Source organism: Sphingobium lactosutens (assembly GCF_013393185.1).
Classification (GTDB): Bacteria; Pseudomonadota; Alphaproteobacteria; order Sphingomonadales; family Sphingomonadaceae; genus Sphingobium; species Sphingobium lactosutens_A.
Genome location: NZ_QJQX01000051.1, coordinates 42,605 through 57,542, shown reverse-complemented (window position 1 = coordinate 57,542; position 14,938 = coordinate 42,605). Strand labels below are relative to the sequence as shown.

Genomic DNA, 14,938 nt, shown 5'->3' with positions numbered 1-14,938 from the left:
GGATGCCGTCTGCCGTCCAATAGCGGTTGCGGGAGGACCGATAGGGATCAGCGATGAATGCCGCCGCAATGCCGATTGGACGATCCGGCGTGTTGGAGCCAACCATTGGCGCGGAGAGGAGATACAAGTGAGCAACGCGCTAGCCGACACCATTGACGAGGTGATCGTTGATCCGAAGACCTATGGCGACGAGCATGCCTATCATGATGCGTTCCACTGGTTGCGGCAGAATGATCCTGTGCATTGGTCGGAACCGGCCGACTATCGTCCGTTCTGGGCGATTACGCGTCACGCGGATATCATGGCGGTCGAACTCAATGCCGCCAACTTCCTCAACGACCCGCGCCAGTTCCTGGTCACGACGGCGGACGAGGATGCGCTGTACGAACAGACCGGCAGCCGCAAGTTCGCCGAAAATCTCGTGGCGATGGATAATCCCAAGCATAAGGCCTATCGGGCGCTGACATCGGCCTGGTTCGGCGCGAAAAGCCTGCGCAGTCTGGAAGACGAGATCACAGCGCTGGCCCGCGAAACCGTCGACCGGATGATCGATACCGGCGGCACCTGCGATTTCGCATCCGAAATCGCGGCCTGGTATCCCCTGCGCACGATCATGATCGTGCTGGGCGTTCCGCGCGAAGACGAACCGTTGATGCTCCATTTGTCCCAGAAGCTGTTCGGCAGCGTCGGCGGGGCCGACGGCATGGCCGGGATGGTGGAGGCGTTCAACGCCTTCAACGATTATTTCAGCAAGGTCACGGCCGATCGGCGGGTCAATCCGCGCAACGACGTCGCGACCATCCTCGCCACCGCCACGATCGACGGCGAGCCGATCGGCGAGGCGGAGCGCAACGCCTATTATCTGATCGTCGCAGCCGCCGGGCATGACACGACGAGTTCGGCGATTTCAGGCGGTCTGCTGGCCCTTTTGCGCAATCCGGCGGAGATGGCGAAGCTGCGCGCCGATCCCGATCTGATCGGGACGGCGGTCGACGAATTCATCCGCTGGACCTCGCCCGTCAAACATTTCTTCCGCACGGCGGTCGCCGATTGCGAGGTCGGCGGCAAGCAGATACGCGCGGGCGACAGCCTGATGATGTGCTATCCCTCTGGCAACCGGGATGAAGCGGTGTTCGAGGCGCCGTTCGATTTCCGCGTCGACCGCAAGGACGCGAAGAAGCATCTGGCGTTCGGCTACGGACCGCATCTCTGCCTTGGCAATGCGCTTGCGAAGCTGGAAATGCGCATCCTGTTCACGGAACTGCTTCGCCGGGTCGAGGATATCGAACTGGCCGGGACGCCGACATGGGTCGAAGCGAGCTTCGTGTCGGGGGTCAAGAGCCTGCCCATCAGCTTTCGCGCGGCGCAGGTGGAGACATGAGCGACGCGACGCCCGCCCGCGCGCTCGCCGAGCGGTTCGGCGATCCCGACGCCATGCGCGCCCTGTACGCGCCCGATATCGTCTGGCTAATCTCGGCCTCGCTCGGCGTGCCGCGGCTTGAAGGTCGCGAAGCGGTGAGCGCGTTCAATCGTCAGGTCTGGACTGACCATCATCGGCCCGACTGTGCCGTCACGATCCTGGACGAAGCCGGAAACACTGCCGTCAGCGCAGTTCGCTTTACCTATCGTGCCTGGTCCCTGTTCGCCGAGGACTGGTACGAGAATGAATATACGCTGTTCGTCAGGAGCGGGCCGGATGGCATCGACCATGTGGCCGAGGCTTTCGACACGTCGGCGACGATCGATTTCCTGAGCGGTCGGCCCGCAGGAAGCGGCTGGGCTGCGGTGGGGGGCGATGCCGGGGATGGCGTGGGGACGCTCGGACGACAGGCGGACAACTAATTACGACTGCGGAGGACACATTCCGCAGCGAACGAAGGAGAGGAAGATGAAAGCTGTTAGCACCGCCGTTCTGCTGGCGACAACGATTGCCTGCCCGGTTGTGGCATGGGCGCAGGACGCGCAAACCGCATCGGATAGCGGCTCGCAAAATGCCGGATCCTCCAGCTACGCCGATATCGTCGTGACCGCGAACCGGCGCGAACAGTCCATTCTGGCCGTGCCGATCGCGGTGTCGGCGGTGGCTGGCGATACGCTGGCGACGAAGGGGATCACCAATTCCGCCAATCTGCAGGACGCGGTGCCCAATCTTCAGATCAGCAGCCCCTACGGCAATACCCAGCCCAACTTCTCACTGCGCGGCATCTCGGTCGCCAACGAATATAACAGCAATCAGGCTTCCCCGATCGGCGTCTATATCGATGACGTCTATATGGCGAGCCGGACATCGCACGGCATGGGCCTGTTCGACCTCGATCGCGTCGAGGTGCTTCGCGGGCCGCAGGGCACGCTGTTCGGGCGGAACACGACCGGCGGCGCGATCAACTTCATCACCAAGGGGCCATCCCTGCACGGCAATGAAGGCTATGCCGAAGTCGGCTATGGCAATTACAACACGCTGACCGCCCAGGCCGGGATCGAGACGACGATGGTCGAAGACCAGCTCGGCCTGCGTATCGCCGGCAATTACGTAAAGAGCGACGGCCTGATCGAGAATGTCTATCCCGGCGGCCGCGATCCCAATCGGCAGAACACGCTTCAGGGCCGGGCGACGTTACGGATCAAGCCGGGCGACGGTCCGCTCGACATCAAGATCAAGGTCTATGGCGGTCGCGACCGGGGGACGCAGGCGGCGATCCATGGCCTGCTGTCCGCGCGGACCGGCCTCGGCTTCTTCCAGGTGAATGAAAACAGGATTGGCCTTAACCAGACCGATGCTTATGGTGTCTCCGCCAACATCAAATATGAGCTGTCGCCCGAACTCAGCTTCACGTCGATCACCTCACGCGATGGCGGATCGCAGCTCATCCAGCAGGCGGCGGACGGTGCGCCGCAGGATATTCTCGACGTCTGGTGGCGGTCCAAATATGCCCAGTTCAGCGAAGAAGCGCGCTTCAACTACGGCAAAGGCCCGCTCAATCTCGTCGGCGGTTTCTTCTATGGGTGGGACCGGGTCGTCACCGACAACGACTTCGGGATCGGCAACGCGCTCGGCCCCGGCGTAGATGGGGGCTTTTTCCAGCATTATCGGCAGGAGCGCCGGTCCTACGCGGTGTTCGCGCAGGGCGATTACGAGATCGTGCCCCGGCTGACCCTGACCCTGGGCGCAAGATATACCTGGGATCGCTCGCAATATCGCGACGGTCGCGCCTATCTCTATGCGGGCTATGTCGATACGCCCAAGCTTCCGCTCGCGACGACGGTGCCCTGCGCGGGTCAGCCAGGAACATGCGCCTATTCGCCCACGGCAACGTTCAGCACGGACGGCAAGAATAACGCGCTCACCGGCCGGGTATCGCTTGCCTATAAATTCGACAGCGGCCCCATGATCTATGTCAGCTACAACCGGGGTTATAGGTCCGGCGCGTTCAACGGCGGCAGCTACACCTCCTCCTCCGGCATCAACTATGTCGATCCAGAGCGGGTCAACGCCTATGAGGCAGGCATCAAGGGCCGGTTCCTGGGCAATGCGCTGACCCTTTCGGCGGCCGGTTTCTATTATGACTATTCCAAGCAGCAGCTTCAGGATTTGCGGCCGGGTCCGGTTGGCATCCTCGTCAACGCGCCCAAGTCGCAAGTCTATGGCGCGGAACTCGAAGCCACGCTGAACGCCAGCGACGCCATCAGCTTCAACGCGGCGGTCGGCTATCTCCACGCCACTTACAAGGAGCTGACGCTGCAAGGCGCCAATCTGGCGGGGAACGCCCTGCCTTTCGCGCCGCGCTGGACTTTGCAGGGCGGTATGAACCTGCGACTTTTCGACACAGGGTCTTCGAAGCTCGTCTTCTCCCCCAACGTGTCTTATTTCAGCCGGCAGTTCTTCTCGCCACTGAACGAGATCAATGCCCCCGGCACGGTGCAACAGAATGCGGAATTACAGCAGCGCGCCTATGCCAAGGTGAATGCGACGCTCGCCTGGACGATCGATCGCTTCACGATCAAGGGTTTCGTCAACAATGTCTTCAACGCGAAGACCTATGTCTACGGCCTTGACCTGCGTGGTGCGGGCTTCCCCTATCCGTTCCTGGTGCCGGCCGCACCGCGCACCTTTGGCGGCTCCGTCCGCGTGGCCTTCTGATGGAAAGCCATGGCGCAGTCGCGCGGGGGGCGGGTCGCCCGTTCAGTTTCGAAAAACTGGACGTCGCGCCTCCCCGCGCCGGGGAGGTTCTCGTCCGGATCGCGGGGGTGGGGCTGTGCCATACCGACCTTATCTTCCGTGACCAGTTCGTCCCCTATCCCGTCCCCGCCGTTCTTGGACACGAAGGGGCGGGAACGATCGAAGCGCTGGGCGAGGGGGTGGATGGCCTCAAGGTTGGCGATGCTGTCGTTCTCGCCTTTTCCAGCTGCGGGCATTGCCCCCGCTGCGAAGAGCAACTTCCAAGCTATTGTCAGCAGTTTCCGGCGCTGAACTATGCCGGAGCACGGCTGGAAGATGGATCGACCGCTTACAGTGCGGGCGAGGAGGCCGTCGCATCGCATTTTTTCGGCCAGTCATCCTTTGCCCGGCACGCCGTCGTCCGGACCCGTAACGTGGTAAAGGTCGAAAAGGCGTCTGCGCCGCTGGAATTGCTCGGCACGCTGGCCTGCGGTTTCCAGACCGGCGCAGGCGCGGTGCTCAACGCCATGGACTGTCCGGAAGGCAGCGCCGTGGTGATCTTCGGCGGCGGCCCCGTGGGGATGGCCGCCGTGATGGCGGCGGCGCTGCGTGGGTGCGCGCCGATCATCCTTGTCGAACCGATCGCCGCGCGGCGTGAGGTCGCCCTCGATCTCGGCGCTACGCATGTGCTGGACCCGTCGGACCCTGATCTGCCCGCTGCGATCAGGGCTATCGTTCCGGCTGGCGTGGATTTCGCACTGGATACATCGGGACAGGTCAGCGCGGTGGAGGCCGGGATCGCGTCGCTGACATCGCACGGAACTCTGGGCATGGTCGGCGTGCCGAAGACGGCGGAGACGATCCTGCCGGTTAATCTCACGGCGGCGATCACTTATGGCCATCGCATCATCGGCATCATGGAAGGAGATAGCGACCCGCAACGCTTCATCCCCGAACTTCTGGCCTATCATGCCGCAGGCCAGTTTCCGTTCGATCGCCTTATCGAGACCTTTCCGCTGGAGCGCATCAATGAAGCGGTCGCCGCCCAGGCGCGGGGGGACTGCATCAAAGCCGTCCTGCTGCCCTGACCGTCCTTATACCGGAGCAGCGCAATGCCGATAATGAGTGTATCCGAAGCGGTCCAGCGGCGCCGCTCGATCCGCGCCTTTCTTCCCACGCCGGTCCCTCAGGCGACGATCGTCGAAATCCTCGAACTCGCACGTCGCGCTCCCTCGGGCGGCAATCTTCAGCCGTGGCGGATCGACGTTGTCAGCGATGACGCCGCGCAATCGCTGAAAGCCCTGATGGCTCAGCGTCTGGCGAGCGGCGAAACCGAGGAAGCTGAATATCCCATCTATCCAGACGCGCTCTGGGAACCCCATCGCAGCTATCGCTACCGCGTGGGGGAGGAAATGTATGGTCTGCTTGACGCCCCCCGCGAGGACCGGGCCTTGCGAAGAAGGCATTTCGAGGAGAATTTCCGACTGTTCGGGGCGCCAGTCGGTCTGTTTTTCAGCATCGATCGCCGCTTCGGCGCGCCGCAGTGGTCGGATATAGGGATGCTGATGCAGACGATCATGTTGCTTGCCGTGGAGCATGATCTTGGAACATGCGCGCAGGAATGCTGGAGCCTTTGGCCAAAAACAATGCGGAATTTCCTTGGTTTAGGAAGCCAGGAGATGTTCTTTGCAGGTATGGCGATCGGTTATCCCAATCCTGAAGCGCCGATAAACTCTCTGCATACCGAACGTGCACCTGTCGAAACATTCACGAGGTTTCATTGTTCGGCGCCGGGTAAAAAAGACATTGACCAGAAGATCGGCGCCAAATGGAAAGGCGACAGCGATCCAAGACCTTTCGACGGACCCACAGATGTTCATTTTCACGGTACTGAATATGGAGGATGAAGCGATCATTGTCGCTTCTATATCGACATCGCCGAAGACTGCCCAAGGCAAGCCATGTCTGTTTGTTGTAACTGGGCGCGAAATTCATCCCGGTGCTGGTCGCGCCAAACGTCGCGAACGAGCTTTCGGTTCCTTTAGGAGTGTCAGTCGGCGTGCAAAAGGGCCCCCCCTTTCAAGGATGGCACGACGGTCGAGGAACGCGCTTTGCGCAGCGCAAGGCATCTTAATCCCGGGGTGCAGCGTGGATCAGTTTCGGTTCTTGAAGCGCCAGCTGTCATTGCCGGTCTCGATGAACGCGCCGCTGTGCAGCGAACGGACCAGCCCCTCGTTGATCGGCGTCCCTTCGAAGCGGAACGCATCGAGGTCCTTCACCACCGGCAGCTTCGCGGCCGCCATCCGGTTTCGGATCGAGGCCGCGTGGCAGTGCGTTGCCTCCGCCCGCAGCAGATCCGTCAGTATCTCCATCGTCGTGCGCGGACGCTGAAGGCCCGTGGTGACGGCCTCATCAAACGCGCCGGCCAGCTTTGCGGAACGTGCATGACCTGCGTCCCAGCGCGGTCGCTCCACGATGATCTTGAACATGTCAGCGCGTATGATCGGCCTCCTTTCCGCTGAGAAGGGAAGCGGAAATGCTGACGTCGAAATGATTGAAGCTGATCTGGCCCACGCGGCGTGGGCCAACAATATACGTCAGATGAGCGATGTCACCTGTAGGGAAATTGCCCATGCAATATCATCCTGAATGTTCTGGATAAGAAGAATTTCTGGCTGGCTCGCAGGTGCTGCTCGCATGTCATTCTCCTTTCTACATTCAGGACCGACCGGGATTGACTGCGGGCTCAATAGTCGATTCATCGTAACTTGACAAAGTGCGCGACCAGCCATGCTCCGCCTGACACAGAACATGGCTGCACCTTATTGGACGCGCAGCAGATGCATCCCACCCGGTTGCTGGGCAAACCCAAGCCGCCCGTCCAAGAACTGCCCGATCACGTTGATCGCCGTCAGGCTGTGCTGGCTCGGTTTAACCGTTGTGAAGCTACCGCCGCCGGCGAGCGCGAAGGGTAGCAGTAGCTGATCGGCCAGATAGGGGCCAGCGAAGGCATTGGATTCCAGGAACCCAAACATCCGCCCGACCGCCTTCTTTGCCACGCGTTCGGCGGTCACGCCCAGTTGGCCGAAGCCGCTGACGATTTCGGTGCCGTGCTCGAACTGCGCCTCCAGCAACAGGATGTTGCCTGGCCCCTGGTCGTCCGGAAGCTCGCGCACGCAAGCCTCCCGTTCCGACCAGCCGAGGTCGCGGCGCACGACATTGATTTCGCGCTCCGCAATCTCGAACGGCAGACCAGCAAACAACGCCTGGCCGCTGACGCCCATCAGAGATCCGCGTTCCAGGCAATCGATCGGCCGCAGCGGCGCTGGACTGATGTCGACCTCGATCCGGCCGCCCCCACGCGGGTAGAAGCCGTGACGGACGAGCCGGGCCTCAACTTTCGGCCCCATGCGATTGATGATCGGCAGAAAGCATTTCGCGATGAAGTCGAACGGCGGAGCGAGCATATTGTGCGTCCCACCCTCCAGCACCAGCCGCGACGGCGCATCGGCGAGTAGCAACGGCATCAGTACCGTCTGCAGAACAAGCCCGGTCGATCCCGCCGTGCCGACCGCAAAGCGATATTCGCCCGGCACAACGCGGCCCGGCATGAAGCTGAGCGCGGATGATCCCACATGAAGGCCTTGGCACTCGGCATTGCCGATGACGCACGCGGCTTCCACCGCAGTCACATGCTGACGCATGAGTCCCGGCTTCGACCGCCTGGCGCGGACATTCTCGATCCGGACGGCCTTGCCGGTGACGAGCGAAAGCGCGCACGCATTGCGCACGACCTGCCCGCCACCTTCCCCTTCCGATCCATCAATCGTGATCACAATCTCTTCCCATGATTATAATTCATGTCGGGCATCCACCAGAACATCCATGCAGCAGCTTTGCGGCTGCTGGAGGTGGGGACACCAAAGTCGCCAAGCCCAATCTCAACTTCCGAAAAGGCAGCAGTTAGCGCTCTGAGCCGAGGCATACCGACGGTCATCACCAGAGCCCCGTCAACCGGTTCCAAAAGGAGGTCCGGAAAGCCTGGGCTGTACTCAAGCCGCAGCTTTGCGAAACGTCCATCTGTCCTGAACTGATAATTGGGTACAGACAGAATGGCCTCAGTCACTGGCGAGAGCTTGATGGTCCGGTGGCAGGCATCGCCGCCATGCATGCGATCAAGCAGATTTCTGATTGATCGACAGCCTTCCGGATCTCCCGTGAAGTGCCAACCTGCCCAACCCCGTCTGGCATTGGGATAACGCCAGATGAAGAGTTGCCCCTCCTGGTGCCAGTCATTGACGTCGTTGGACATGAGAGATTCCTATAGAAATGCACGTCAAAGGCTCAGCCTTTGACGCACACCACCTGTTTCAACGTATGAACGATCTCGACCAGATCGGCCTGGGCGGCCATCACGGCTTCGATCGGCTTGTAGGCCCTGGGCGTCTCGTCGATGACGCTCTCGTCCTTGCGGCATTCGACGCCCGCCGTATCGGCGATATGCTCGTCGAGCGAGACCAGCTTCTTCGCCTGGGTGCGGGACATCACGCGCCCCGCGCCATGACTGCAGCTCTCGAACGATTCCGCGTTGCCAAGGCCGCGCACGATGAACGATTTCGCGCCCATCGAGCCGGGGATGATGCCCATCGTTCCCTTCGCCGCACGCACCGCGCCCTTGCGGGTCACGAGCACATTCTGGCCGAAATGGTTCTCCCGCGTCACATAGTTGTGATGGCAGTTCACCGCTTCCAGCTCGGCATCGAAAGGTTTGGTGATCTGGCCGCGCAGCGCCCGGATCACATTGGTCATCATCATCCGGCGGTTCAGCGCCGCGAAGTCCTGCGCCCACTCGACCGCCTCGACATAATCGTCGAAATGGTCGGTCCCTTCCGGGAAGTAGGCCAGATCCTCGTCGGGCAGGTTGATGAACCACTTGCGTATGTCCTGCTTGGCCAGTTCGATGAAGAAGGTGCCGATCGCATTCCCCACGCCGCGCGAACCCGAATGGAGCATGATCCACACGCGCTGCTCGGTATCGAGGCACAGCTCGATAAAGTGGTTGCCCGTCCCCAGCGTTCCCAGGTGAGTTAGCTGGTTCGTATTCTTGAACCGCGGATATTTCGCCGTGATCCGGTCGAACCGCTCCACGAGCGTCGCCCAGGCGTCCACGATCTCAATCGGCGGGGCACCCCACGAGCCAGGATCGCGCTGGCCACGACCGACCGAACGGCCATGCGGCACCGCCTGCTCGATGGCCAAGCGGATGCCTTCCAGATTGTCCGGAAGATCGCTCGCCATCAGCGAAGTGCGCGCCGCCATCATGCCGCAACCGATGTCCACGCCCACAGCAGCCGGGATCACCGCGCCCTTGGTCGGGATCACCGAGCCTACAGTGGCGCCGATGCCGACATGCACGTCCGGCATGGCCGCCACATGCTTGAATACGAAGGGCATCTGCGCCGCCTTGCGGAGCTGCTCATGCGCCTTCTCATCGACGGGCACGCCGCGCGTCCACAGCTTGATCGGCTTGCCGCCCTCGACGTGCTGAATATCGTAAGTCCTGCTCTCGGTCATAACGACCTCCCTGTATAGTCATGGTGCCGGCGACAAGGTTTGGCGAGACATCCCAAAGAATCCTTGGCTGGATTTCTCCGGGGCGGATTCGAACCGCTCGGCCTTTCGGCCTCTACCGATGTAGTCCCGCCGGCATTCGCCAGCTCAAATTTCGGTGCCATGGCGACGAGATTTTGACAGACTTCTCTCCGTCCTTGCGGACGGTCCCTGTGCTACCGTTACACTACGGACCGATTGGGCGGTCCGGCGGGATTCGAACCCGCATCTGGGGCGTGATAGGCTATGTAGTCCGTCAGGCATTCGCCATGGTTTTTGTGTTGCCTGTCACGGCGACGAGAAGTGAGAAAGACCGTCCCGAGGGACTGGCGCTCTACCAGACTGAGCTACTGCATCGTTGCCGATACAGGCGGGATTCGAACCCGCGACAACCACATTACCAATGTAGTCCTTCCCGGCATTCGCCGTGATATTCTGGTCGGGTCGCGGCGACGAGGTTCGGCAAAACGCGGCCCTTAAGCTACGTGTCGGCGGCGGGGGTCGAATCCGCATCTCCCTTTGGGCACAACTGCCTTCCGGGCGCTTTACTCGTCGGGCCTCCTCTGGCGACATGTAGTCCTGCCAGCATTCGCCACGACCCTGTTCGTTCAGACCTCCACTTGTTCGACGATGCTCACCCAATCCTGCGTGTCGCCGGAGACGAAGCGCGCGATGGTGTCGAACACCGCGTCGGAGAAGCCTCCGACATTCAATATGTCCTGCCGGCTAGCCGCCTGCGTCGTGCCGTAAGGCGCGATATCGATGCAGACGAGCCTGGCTTGCGGGTTGCGCTTCGCCAGTTTCGTCCACTCCTGCATCGTCGCCGTCGAGCCGTTCCGCTGCGCATCGACCCAGGACTCATTGTCCGAGACGATAACCACCAGATCGACGGTCGCCTTCTCCTTGTTGAGGAGTGCGAGGGGCGCCGAGACGTTCGTCCCGCCGCCGCCAACCGCCGCCAGCTTAGCAGCATTCGCCGCGATCCGGTCGGTGGCCTTCAGCGTCACCGGCACGACGGCCTGCTCGAACGGGATGACACGCGCCGCACGGTTGGACCGCAACATCGCCGCCGCGACCAGAGCCGCGACATCGATGCAGCGAACCTTGGACGAAGCGCCCTTACGGTAGCCCGTCACCGGCATCCCCATCGAACCCGACACGTCGGGGCAGACGACCACGCGGCCCGGCACCTTCGGTACGCACGCCAGAGAGAACTCCAGCGCATCCTCCAGCGCCGCCTGCACCTTGAGCGGCACGCCATCGGCGACCTGACCCAATGCCACCATCAACTGATAAGGCATGGGCCGCACGGCGCGAAGCGCATCACGGTCGGCAAGCCGGGCCGCGACCTGATCGGTAAGCCCTTCCACACCGAACGCGCCATTGCGCGCCAGTGTGTTGAGGTTCATCCGCAGCGCCTGCCAGCCCATGCGGCCAGCAAGCTCCGCCCACTGCTCCGCGCTCAGCGGATAAGCGGTCAGCCACTCGAACGGCACCACCGGCAGCGGCAACGTGCGATCCTGCTTCCAGGCCTCGAACGCGGCGATCTCGGCGGGCAGCGCGGCGACGTCATAGGGACGACCGATCAGCCAGCCATAGAAAGCCTTGCGCTGCGCATCCGCCGGGCGCGGGTGGACCATCTTGACGATGTCCGCCAGGCTCGGCGCACTGCCGGTCGCGGCGTGCAGCAGATCACGGATCGACGCCCGCTCCAGCCATTGCTGGACCAGCCGCTTCGGCCGCGTGCCGAGCGACGTCCGCCCGACCTGACCCGACCGCATGATCTGAACGAAGCTGCGCAACATACGGCCGTTATTCACGACCTTACCAAACACCCGAACCGCGAGGTCGGGATCCGCAACCGTCAGATAGGCCGCCAGCAAAGCCGGCATATCCTTCATCGCGCCGGACGTGCGAGCATAGACCGCAGCCTTGGCGACGAAATATGGATCGACAGCGCGGGCCGCGTCCAGCACATCGGCAAGCTGCGTCTCCGCCGCGCCGTAGAAATTATCGGCCAGCGTGCCGGTCGCCGCCAGTTGGGCGAGCTTCGCCTTCGGCCCATAAGCATGGGCCGGCGCACCCTCCCGGTTCAGCGTATCGGTGCGCGGCAGCAGCTTCGCCACGGCGCTCGCAAACAGTCCCTTGTTGGCCATCGTCCAACTCCTCATCTGGTCAGGGCGGCAGGATTTGAACCTGCGGCCTCCTGCTCAAGCGTCCTGCCTTTTTTGGGCAGGCGCTATGCGCAGACTGAGTTACGCCCTGTGAATTTCCGGTCCTTGGGGCGGCCAGCCCATTCCGGCCGCCCCAGTTCCGCCTGCCAACCGAGTAATCCGCCTCGACCGACACAAATCCATAACGCAGGGGCCGTGCCAAACCGGAGAATGGGACTTCAGGAAATTTTATATAATTGATATTGAAAGATTTATTTCTAGACGACGCAATATGCGCATCCGGACATCTATCATATTTTATATCGCAAAGGATATGTTTTTATCCTATGATATAAGAATGAAACCTCTGACCGTCATCGGATTCCTTGGCTCCACGCACGATGCGAGCAAATTCGGGCCTTCGCGCTGGAACAAGTGGCGGCCGACTGTCGCACTCACGATGCATGAAGATTTGCGGGTCGATCGACTGATACTGCTCCACGGCACCGCTCACCGGCGTCTTGCCGAATATGTTGCGGAGGATATCGCCTCGGTTTCACCGGAGACCCAGGTTGACATGCGCGTGCTCGACTTTCGCGACCCGTGGGACTTCGAGGAGGTCTATGGAAAGCTGCTCGATTTCGCGCGGGCCGAACCGTTCGATCCGGATGCGCAGGATTATCTCCTCCACATCACCACCGGCACCCACGTCGCGCAGATCTGTCTCTTCCTGCTGACCGAGGCCCGCTATCTGCCTGGGCGCCTGCTCCAGACCCAGCCGGCCAAGCGCGCGGAGGATGGCGGAGCGCCCGGCCGCTGGAGCATCATCGACCTCGACCTGTCGCGCTATGACAGCATCGCAACCCGTTTCGCTGTCGCGAGCGCGGAGAGCACGTCCTTCCTCAAATCCGGGATCGACACGCGCAACGCCGCCTTTAACCGCATGATCGACGAGATCGAGCAGGTCGCGTTGCGGTCCCGCGCGCCCGTGCTGCTCATGGGACCGACTGGCGCGGGCAAGAGCCAACTCGCGCGGCGGATCTACGAGCTCAAGAAGGCCAAGCATCAGATCGCGGGATCGTTCGTGGAGGTAAACTGCGCAACGCTGAAGGGTGATAGCGCCATGTCGGCATTGTTCGGCCATCGCAAGGGCGCCTTCACTGGCGCAGTTGCGGACAGGCCGGGGCTGCTCCGTTCCGCAGACAAGGGCATGCTGTTCCTCGACGAGATCGGAGAACTCGGCTTGGACGAGCAGGCGATGATCCTGCGCGCTATTGAGGATAAGCGCTTCCTCCCCGTCGGTGCGGACAAGGAGGTCGCGTCGGATTTCCAGCTGATCGCCGGCACCAACCGTGATCTGGGCGAAGCAGTGGCAGCGGGCGCGTTCCGGGATGACCTTTACGCACGCCTGAACCTTTGGACGTTTCGCCTGCCCGGCCTCGCTGACCGGCGAGAGGATATCGAACCCAATCTCGACTATGAACTGGATCGGTTCGCCGAGCGCGAAGGCGATCAGGCCAGTTTCAACAAGGAGGCGCGCCAGCGCTACCTCGCCTTCGCGACATCAGGGGAAGCATGCTGGCCCGGCAATTTCCGTGATCTGGCCGCTAGCATCACCCGCATGGCCACGCTCAGCCCGAAAGGGCGGATCGATGTGGAATGCGTAGAAATGGAAATCGAACGACTGCGGCGCTTGTGGTCAGGTCAGGCCGATAGCGCCGCAGATATTCTGTCCGAGATATTGGCTGACGAGCAGATTGCCGAACTCGATCTGTTCGATCGCGTCCAACTCGCCGAGACGATCAAGATATGCCGCACCAGTCGTTCGCTTTCGGAAGCAGGACGAACCCTCTTCAACGCCTCGCGCGCGCGCCGCAGCAGTTCGAATGATGCGGATCGCCTGCGAAAATATCTGGCACGGTTCGACTTAGAATGGTCGGTGGTGAACGGCTTAAGATGAACGACCCTTAGTGGCAGTTCAGCTTCCAAATTTCTCTCCACAGGTGCGGACCGACCGGCGATCATCCGGAACAGCGGGCCGAAGCCCTTCACGTCGTGAGCCTCGTCGGGCGTCAGAACGAAACCGAGCGGGCGGCCCTTTCCATCGCAGGAGGCGCGGAGTTTTGTTGTGAAGCCGCCTCGCGATCGACCAAGTTGAGTCCCTTTTCTATGCCGACAGCGCAGTGGTGCGCCCGGACGACGGTGCTATCGATCATATCGGCCGATCTGTCGCGCGCCCCATTTCGGCCAAAGTTTCGAGCATGGCGTCGAACCCGCCCGTCTCGACCCAGCGCCGATAGCGACGGAAGGCGCTGTTCCATTTCCCATACTCGTCGGGCAGATGCCGCCATTGTAAGCCCGTCCGCGCCATCCACATCATGCCTTTTATAATCGCTTCATCCGGTGGAGCCGGCTCGGGGTGTTCAACAAGATTTTCTCCGCCCTTTCGGCGCAAGGCGGCAAGCCTGACCAGTTGATGATCGATGCGACGCATCTGAAGGCGCACCGAACCGCAGCCAGCCTGCTCAAAAAGGGGCTTGCGGGATAATGATCCCCCGGATCATTATCTGACCCGCTGCGCTCCCAGACGTATCGGACACACCAAAGTCGGCCTGAACTCGAAGCTTCACGCCGTCTGCGACGGCAAAGGCAGGCCGCTGGTCATGCTGCTCAGCGAGGGGCAGATGAGCGACTACAAAGGCGCTGCCCTGATGCTCGACGCCTTGCCCCGCGCTAAAACCCTGCTCGGCGACCGAGGCTATGACGCCGACTGGTTCCGCAAGGCGCTCGCGGAGCGCGGCGTCACCGCCTGCATCCCGTCAAAGAGGAACCGAAAGGTCCCGATCCCGCACGACGCTATGCTCTATCGCCAGCGCCACAGGATCGAGAATATGTTCGGCAAGCTCAAGGACTGGCGGCGCATCCACACTCGCTATGACCGATACGCTCACACCTTCATGTCCGCCATCTGCATCGCAGCAACCATCATCTTCTGGATCAATCAATGAGTCCTGATCTT

Annotated in this window: 13 protein-coding genes, 1 tRNA gene and 2 pseudogenes; 7 read left to right on the top strand and 9 right to left on the bottom strand. The window is 61.7% G+C overall.

The features are described 5' to 3' along the window. Positions 1-127: 127 nt before the first annotated feature. From DM806_RS11540 to DM806_RS11520, 5 genes are read left to right on the top strand one after another with little or no spacing between them, the layout of a single operon-like run. Positions 128-1,381, top strand: a complete 1,254-nt coding sequence (locus tag DM806_RS11540) for a cytochrome P450 (RefSeq protein WP_372859509.1) — start codon at positions 128-130, stop codon at positions 1,379-1,381. Next, the gene (locus DM806_RS11535; protein ID WP_179043349.1) at positions 1,378-1,842 is read left to right on the top strand and encodes a nuclear transport factor 2 family protein; all 465 of its coding nucleotides are present in this window, start codon (positions 1,378-1,380) and stop codon (positions 1,840-1,842) included. The genes DM806_RS11540 and DM806_RS11535 overlap by 4 nt, the downstream gene beginning before the upstream one ends. A 46-nt stretch (positions 1,843-1,888) precedes the next feature. After that, complete coding sequence (locus DM806_RS11530; RefSeq protein WP_179043348.1) at positions 1,889-4,138, top strand: TonB-dependent receptor; 2,250 nt, start codon at positions 1,889-1,891, stop codon at positions 4,136-4,138. Then, positions 4,138-5,244: an NAD(P)-dependent alcohol dehydrogenase gene (locus DM806_RS11525; protein ID WP_179043347.1), complete on the top strand. Its 1,107-nt coding sequence runs from the start codon at positions 4,138-4,140 to the stop codon at positions 5,242-5,244. The genes DM806_RS11530 and DM806_RS11525 overlap by 1 nt, the downstream gene beginning before the upstream one ends. A gap of 24 nt (positions 5,245-5,268) precedes the next feature. Further along, a complete protein-coding gene (locus tag DM806_RS11520) occupies positions 5,269-6,063 on the top strand; it encodes a nitroreductase (RefSeq protein WP_256869254.1) in 795 nt (264 codons plus the stop codon). 246 nt (positions 6,064-6,309) lie between these two features. Here the strand turns inward: DM806_RS11520 and DM806_RS11515 are convergent, their stop codons facing one another. From DM806_RS11515 to DM806_RS11480, 8 genes and pseudogenes are all read right to left on the bottom strand, one after another. Then, positions 6,310-6,645: an ATP-binding protein gene (locus DM806_RS11515; RefSeq protein ID WP_444860956.1), complete on the bottom strand. Its 336-nt coding sequence runs from the start codon at positions 6,643-6,645 to the stop codon at positions 6,310-6,312. Position 6,646: 1 nt separating this feature from the next. Continuing rightward, positions 6,647-6,790 (bottom strand): hypothetical protein, encoded by a 144-nt coding sequence (locus DM806_RS11510; protein WP_179043346.1) that lies wholly within the window; start codon positions 6,788-6,790, stop codon positions 6,647-6,649. Positions 6,791-6,978: 188 nt separating this feature from the next. Then, positions 6,979-7,992, bottom strand: a complete 1,014-nt coding sequence (rtcA, locus tag DM806_RS11505) for an RNA 3'-terminal phosphate cyclase (protein ID WP_179043345.1) — start codon at positions 7,990-7,992, stop codon at positions 6,979-6,981. Continuing rightward, a complete protein-coding gene (locus DM806_RS11500) occupies positions 7,989-8,468 on the bottom strand; it encodes a hypothetical protein (RefSeq protein WP_179043344.1) in 480 nt (159 codons plus the stop codon). Before DM806_RS11500 ends, rtcA begins: the two co-directional genes overlap by 4 nt. Before the next feature lie 32 nt (positions 8,469-8,500). Continuing rightward, entirely contained in the window at positions 8,501-9,730 is a 1,230-nt protein-coding gene (locus DM806_RS11495) for an RtcB family protein (RefSeq protein ID WP_179043343.1), read from the bottom strand. Positions 9,731-10,127: 397 nt separating this feature from the next. After that, a tRNA-Thr gene (locus tag DM806_RS11490) sits at positions 10,128-10,191 on the bottom strand. A 183-nt stretch (positions 10,192-10,374) separates the two neighbouring features. After that, complete coding sequence (locus tag DM806_RS11485) at positions 10,375-11,922, bottom strand: vWA domain-containing protein (RefSeq protein ID WP_179043342.1); 1,548 nt, start codon at positions 11,920-11,922, stop codon at positions 10,375-10,377. A 16-nt stretch (positions 11,923-11,938) separates the two neighbouring features. After that, a pseudogene (locus DM806_RS11480) lies at positions 11,939-12,031 on the bottom strand. A 246-nt stretch (positions 12,032-12,277) separates the two neighbouring features. On the opposite strand from DM806_RS11480, the gene rtcR reads away from it, so the two are divergent. Further along, positions 12,278-13,879, top strand: a complete 1,602-nt coding sequence (gene rtcR / locus DM806_RS11475) for an RNA repair transcriptional activator RtcR (RefSeq protein ID WP_179043341.1) — start codon at positions 12,278-12,280, stop codon at positions 13,877-13,879. A gap of 252 nt (positions 13,880-14,131) precedes the next feature. Here the strand turns inward: rtcR and DM806_RS11470 are convergent, their stop codons facing one another. After that, complete coding sequence (locus DM806_RS11470; RefSeq protein ID WP_256869253.1) at positions 14,132-14,290, bottom strand: transposase; 159 nt, start codon at positions 14,288-14,290, stop codon at positions 14,132-14,134. Between DM806_RS11470 and DM806_RS11465 the strand changes: the two are divergent. Continuing rightward, positions 14,291-14,927: pseudogene (locus DM806_RS11465) on the top strand (IS5 family transposase); the annotation flags it as partial. Positions 14,928-14,938: the final 11 nt, after the last annotated feature.

Bases quoted from the DNA above. Each gene is read 5' to 3' on its own strand.
- DM806_RS11470 (WP_256869253.1), bottom strand. From the start codon at position 14,290: ATGGCGCGGACGGGCTTACAATGGCGGCATCTGCCCGACGAGTATGGG.
- DM806_RS11515 (WP_444860956.1), bottom strand. From the start codon at position 6,645: ATGTTCAAGATCATCGTGGAGCGACCGCGCTGGGACGCAGGTCATGCA.
- DM806_RS11530 (WP_179043348.1), top strand. From the start codon at position 1,889: ATGAAAGCTGTTAGCACCGCCGTTCTGCTGGCGACAACGATTGCCTGC.
- DM806_RS11520 (WP_256869254.1), top strand. From the start codon at position 5,269: ATGCCGATAATGAGTGTATCCGAAGCGGTCCAGCGGCGCCGCTCGATC.
- DM806_RS11495 (WP_179043343.1), bottom strand. From the start codon at position 9,730: ATGACCGAGAGCAGGACTTACGATATTCAGCACGTCGAGGGCGGCAAG.
- DM806_RS11510 (WP_179043346.1), bottom strand. From the start codon at position 6,790: ATGGGCAATTTCCCTACAGGTGACATCGCTCATCTGACGTATATTGTT.
- rtcR (WP_179043341.1), top strand. From the start codon at position 12,278: ATGAAACCTCTGACCGTCATCGGATTCCTTGGCTCCACGCACGATGCG.
- DM806_RS11525 (WP_179043347.1), top strand. From the start codon at position 4,138: ATGGAAAGCCATGGCGCAGTCGCGCGGGGGGCGGGTCGCCCGTTCAGT.
- DM806_RS11500 (WP_179043344.1), bottom strand. From the start codon at position 8,468: ATGTCCAACGACGTCAATGACTGGCACCAGGAGGGGCAACTCTTCATC.
- DM806_RS11535 (WP_179043349.1), top strand. From the start codon at position 1,378: ATGAGCGACGCGACGCCCGCCCGCGCGCTCGCCGAGCGGTTCGGCGAT.
- DM806_RS11485 (WP_179043342.1), bottom strand. From the start codon at position 11,922: ATGGCCAACAAGGGACTGTTTGCGAGCGCCGTGGCGAAGCTGCTGCCG.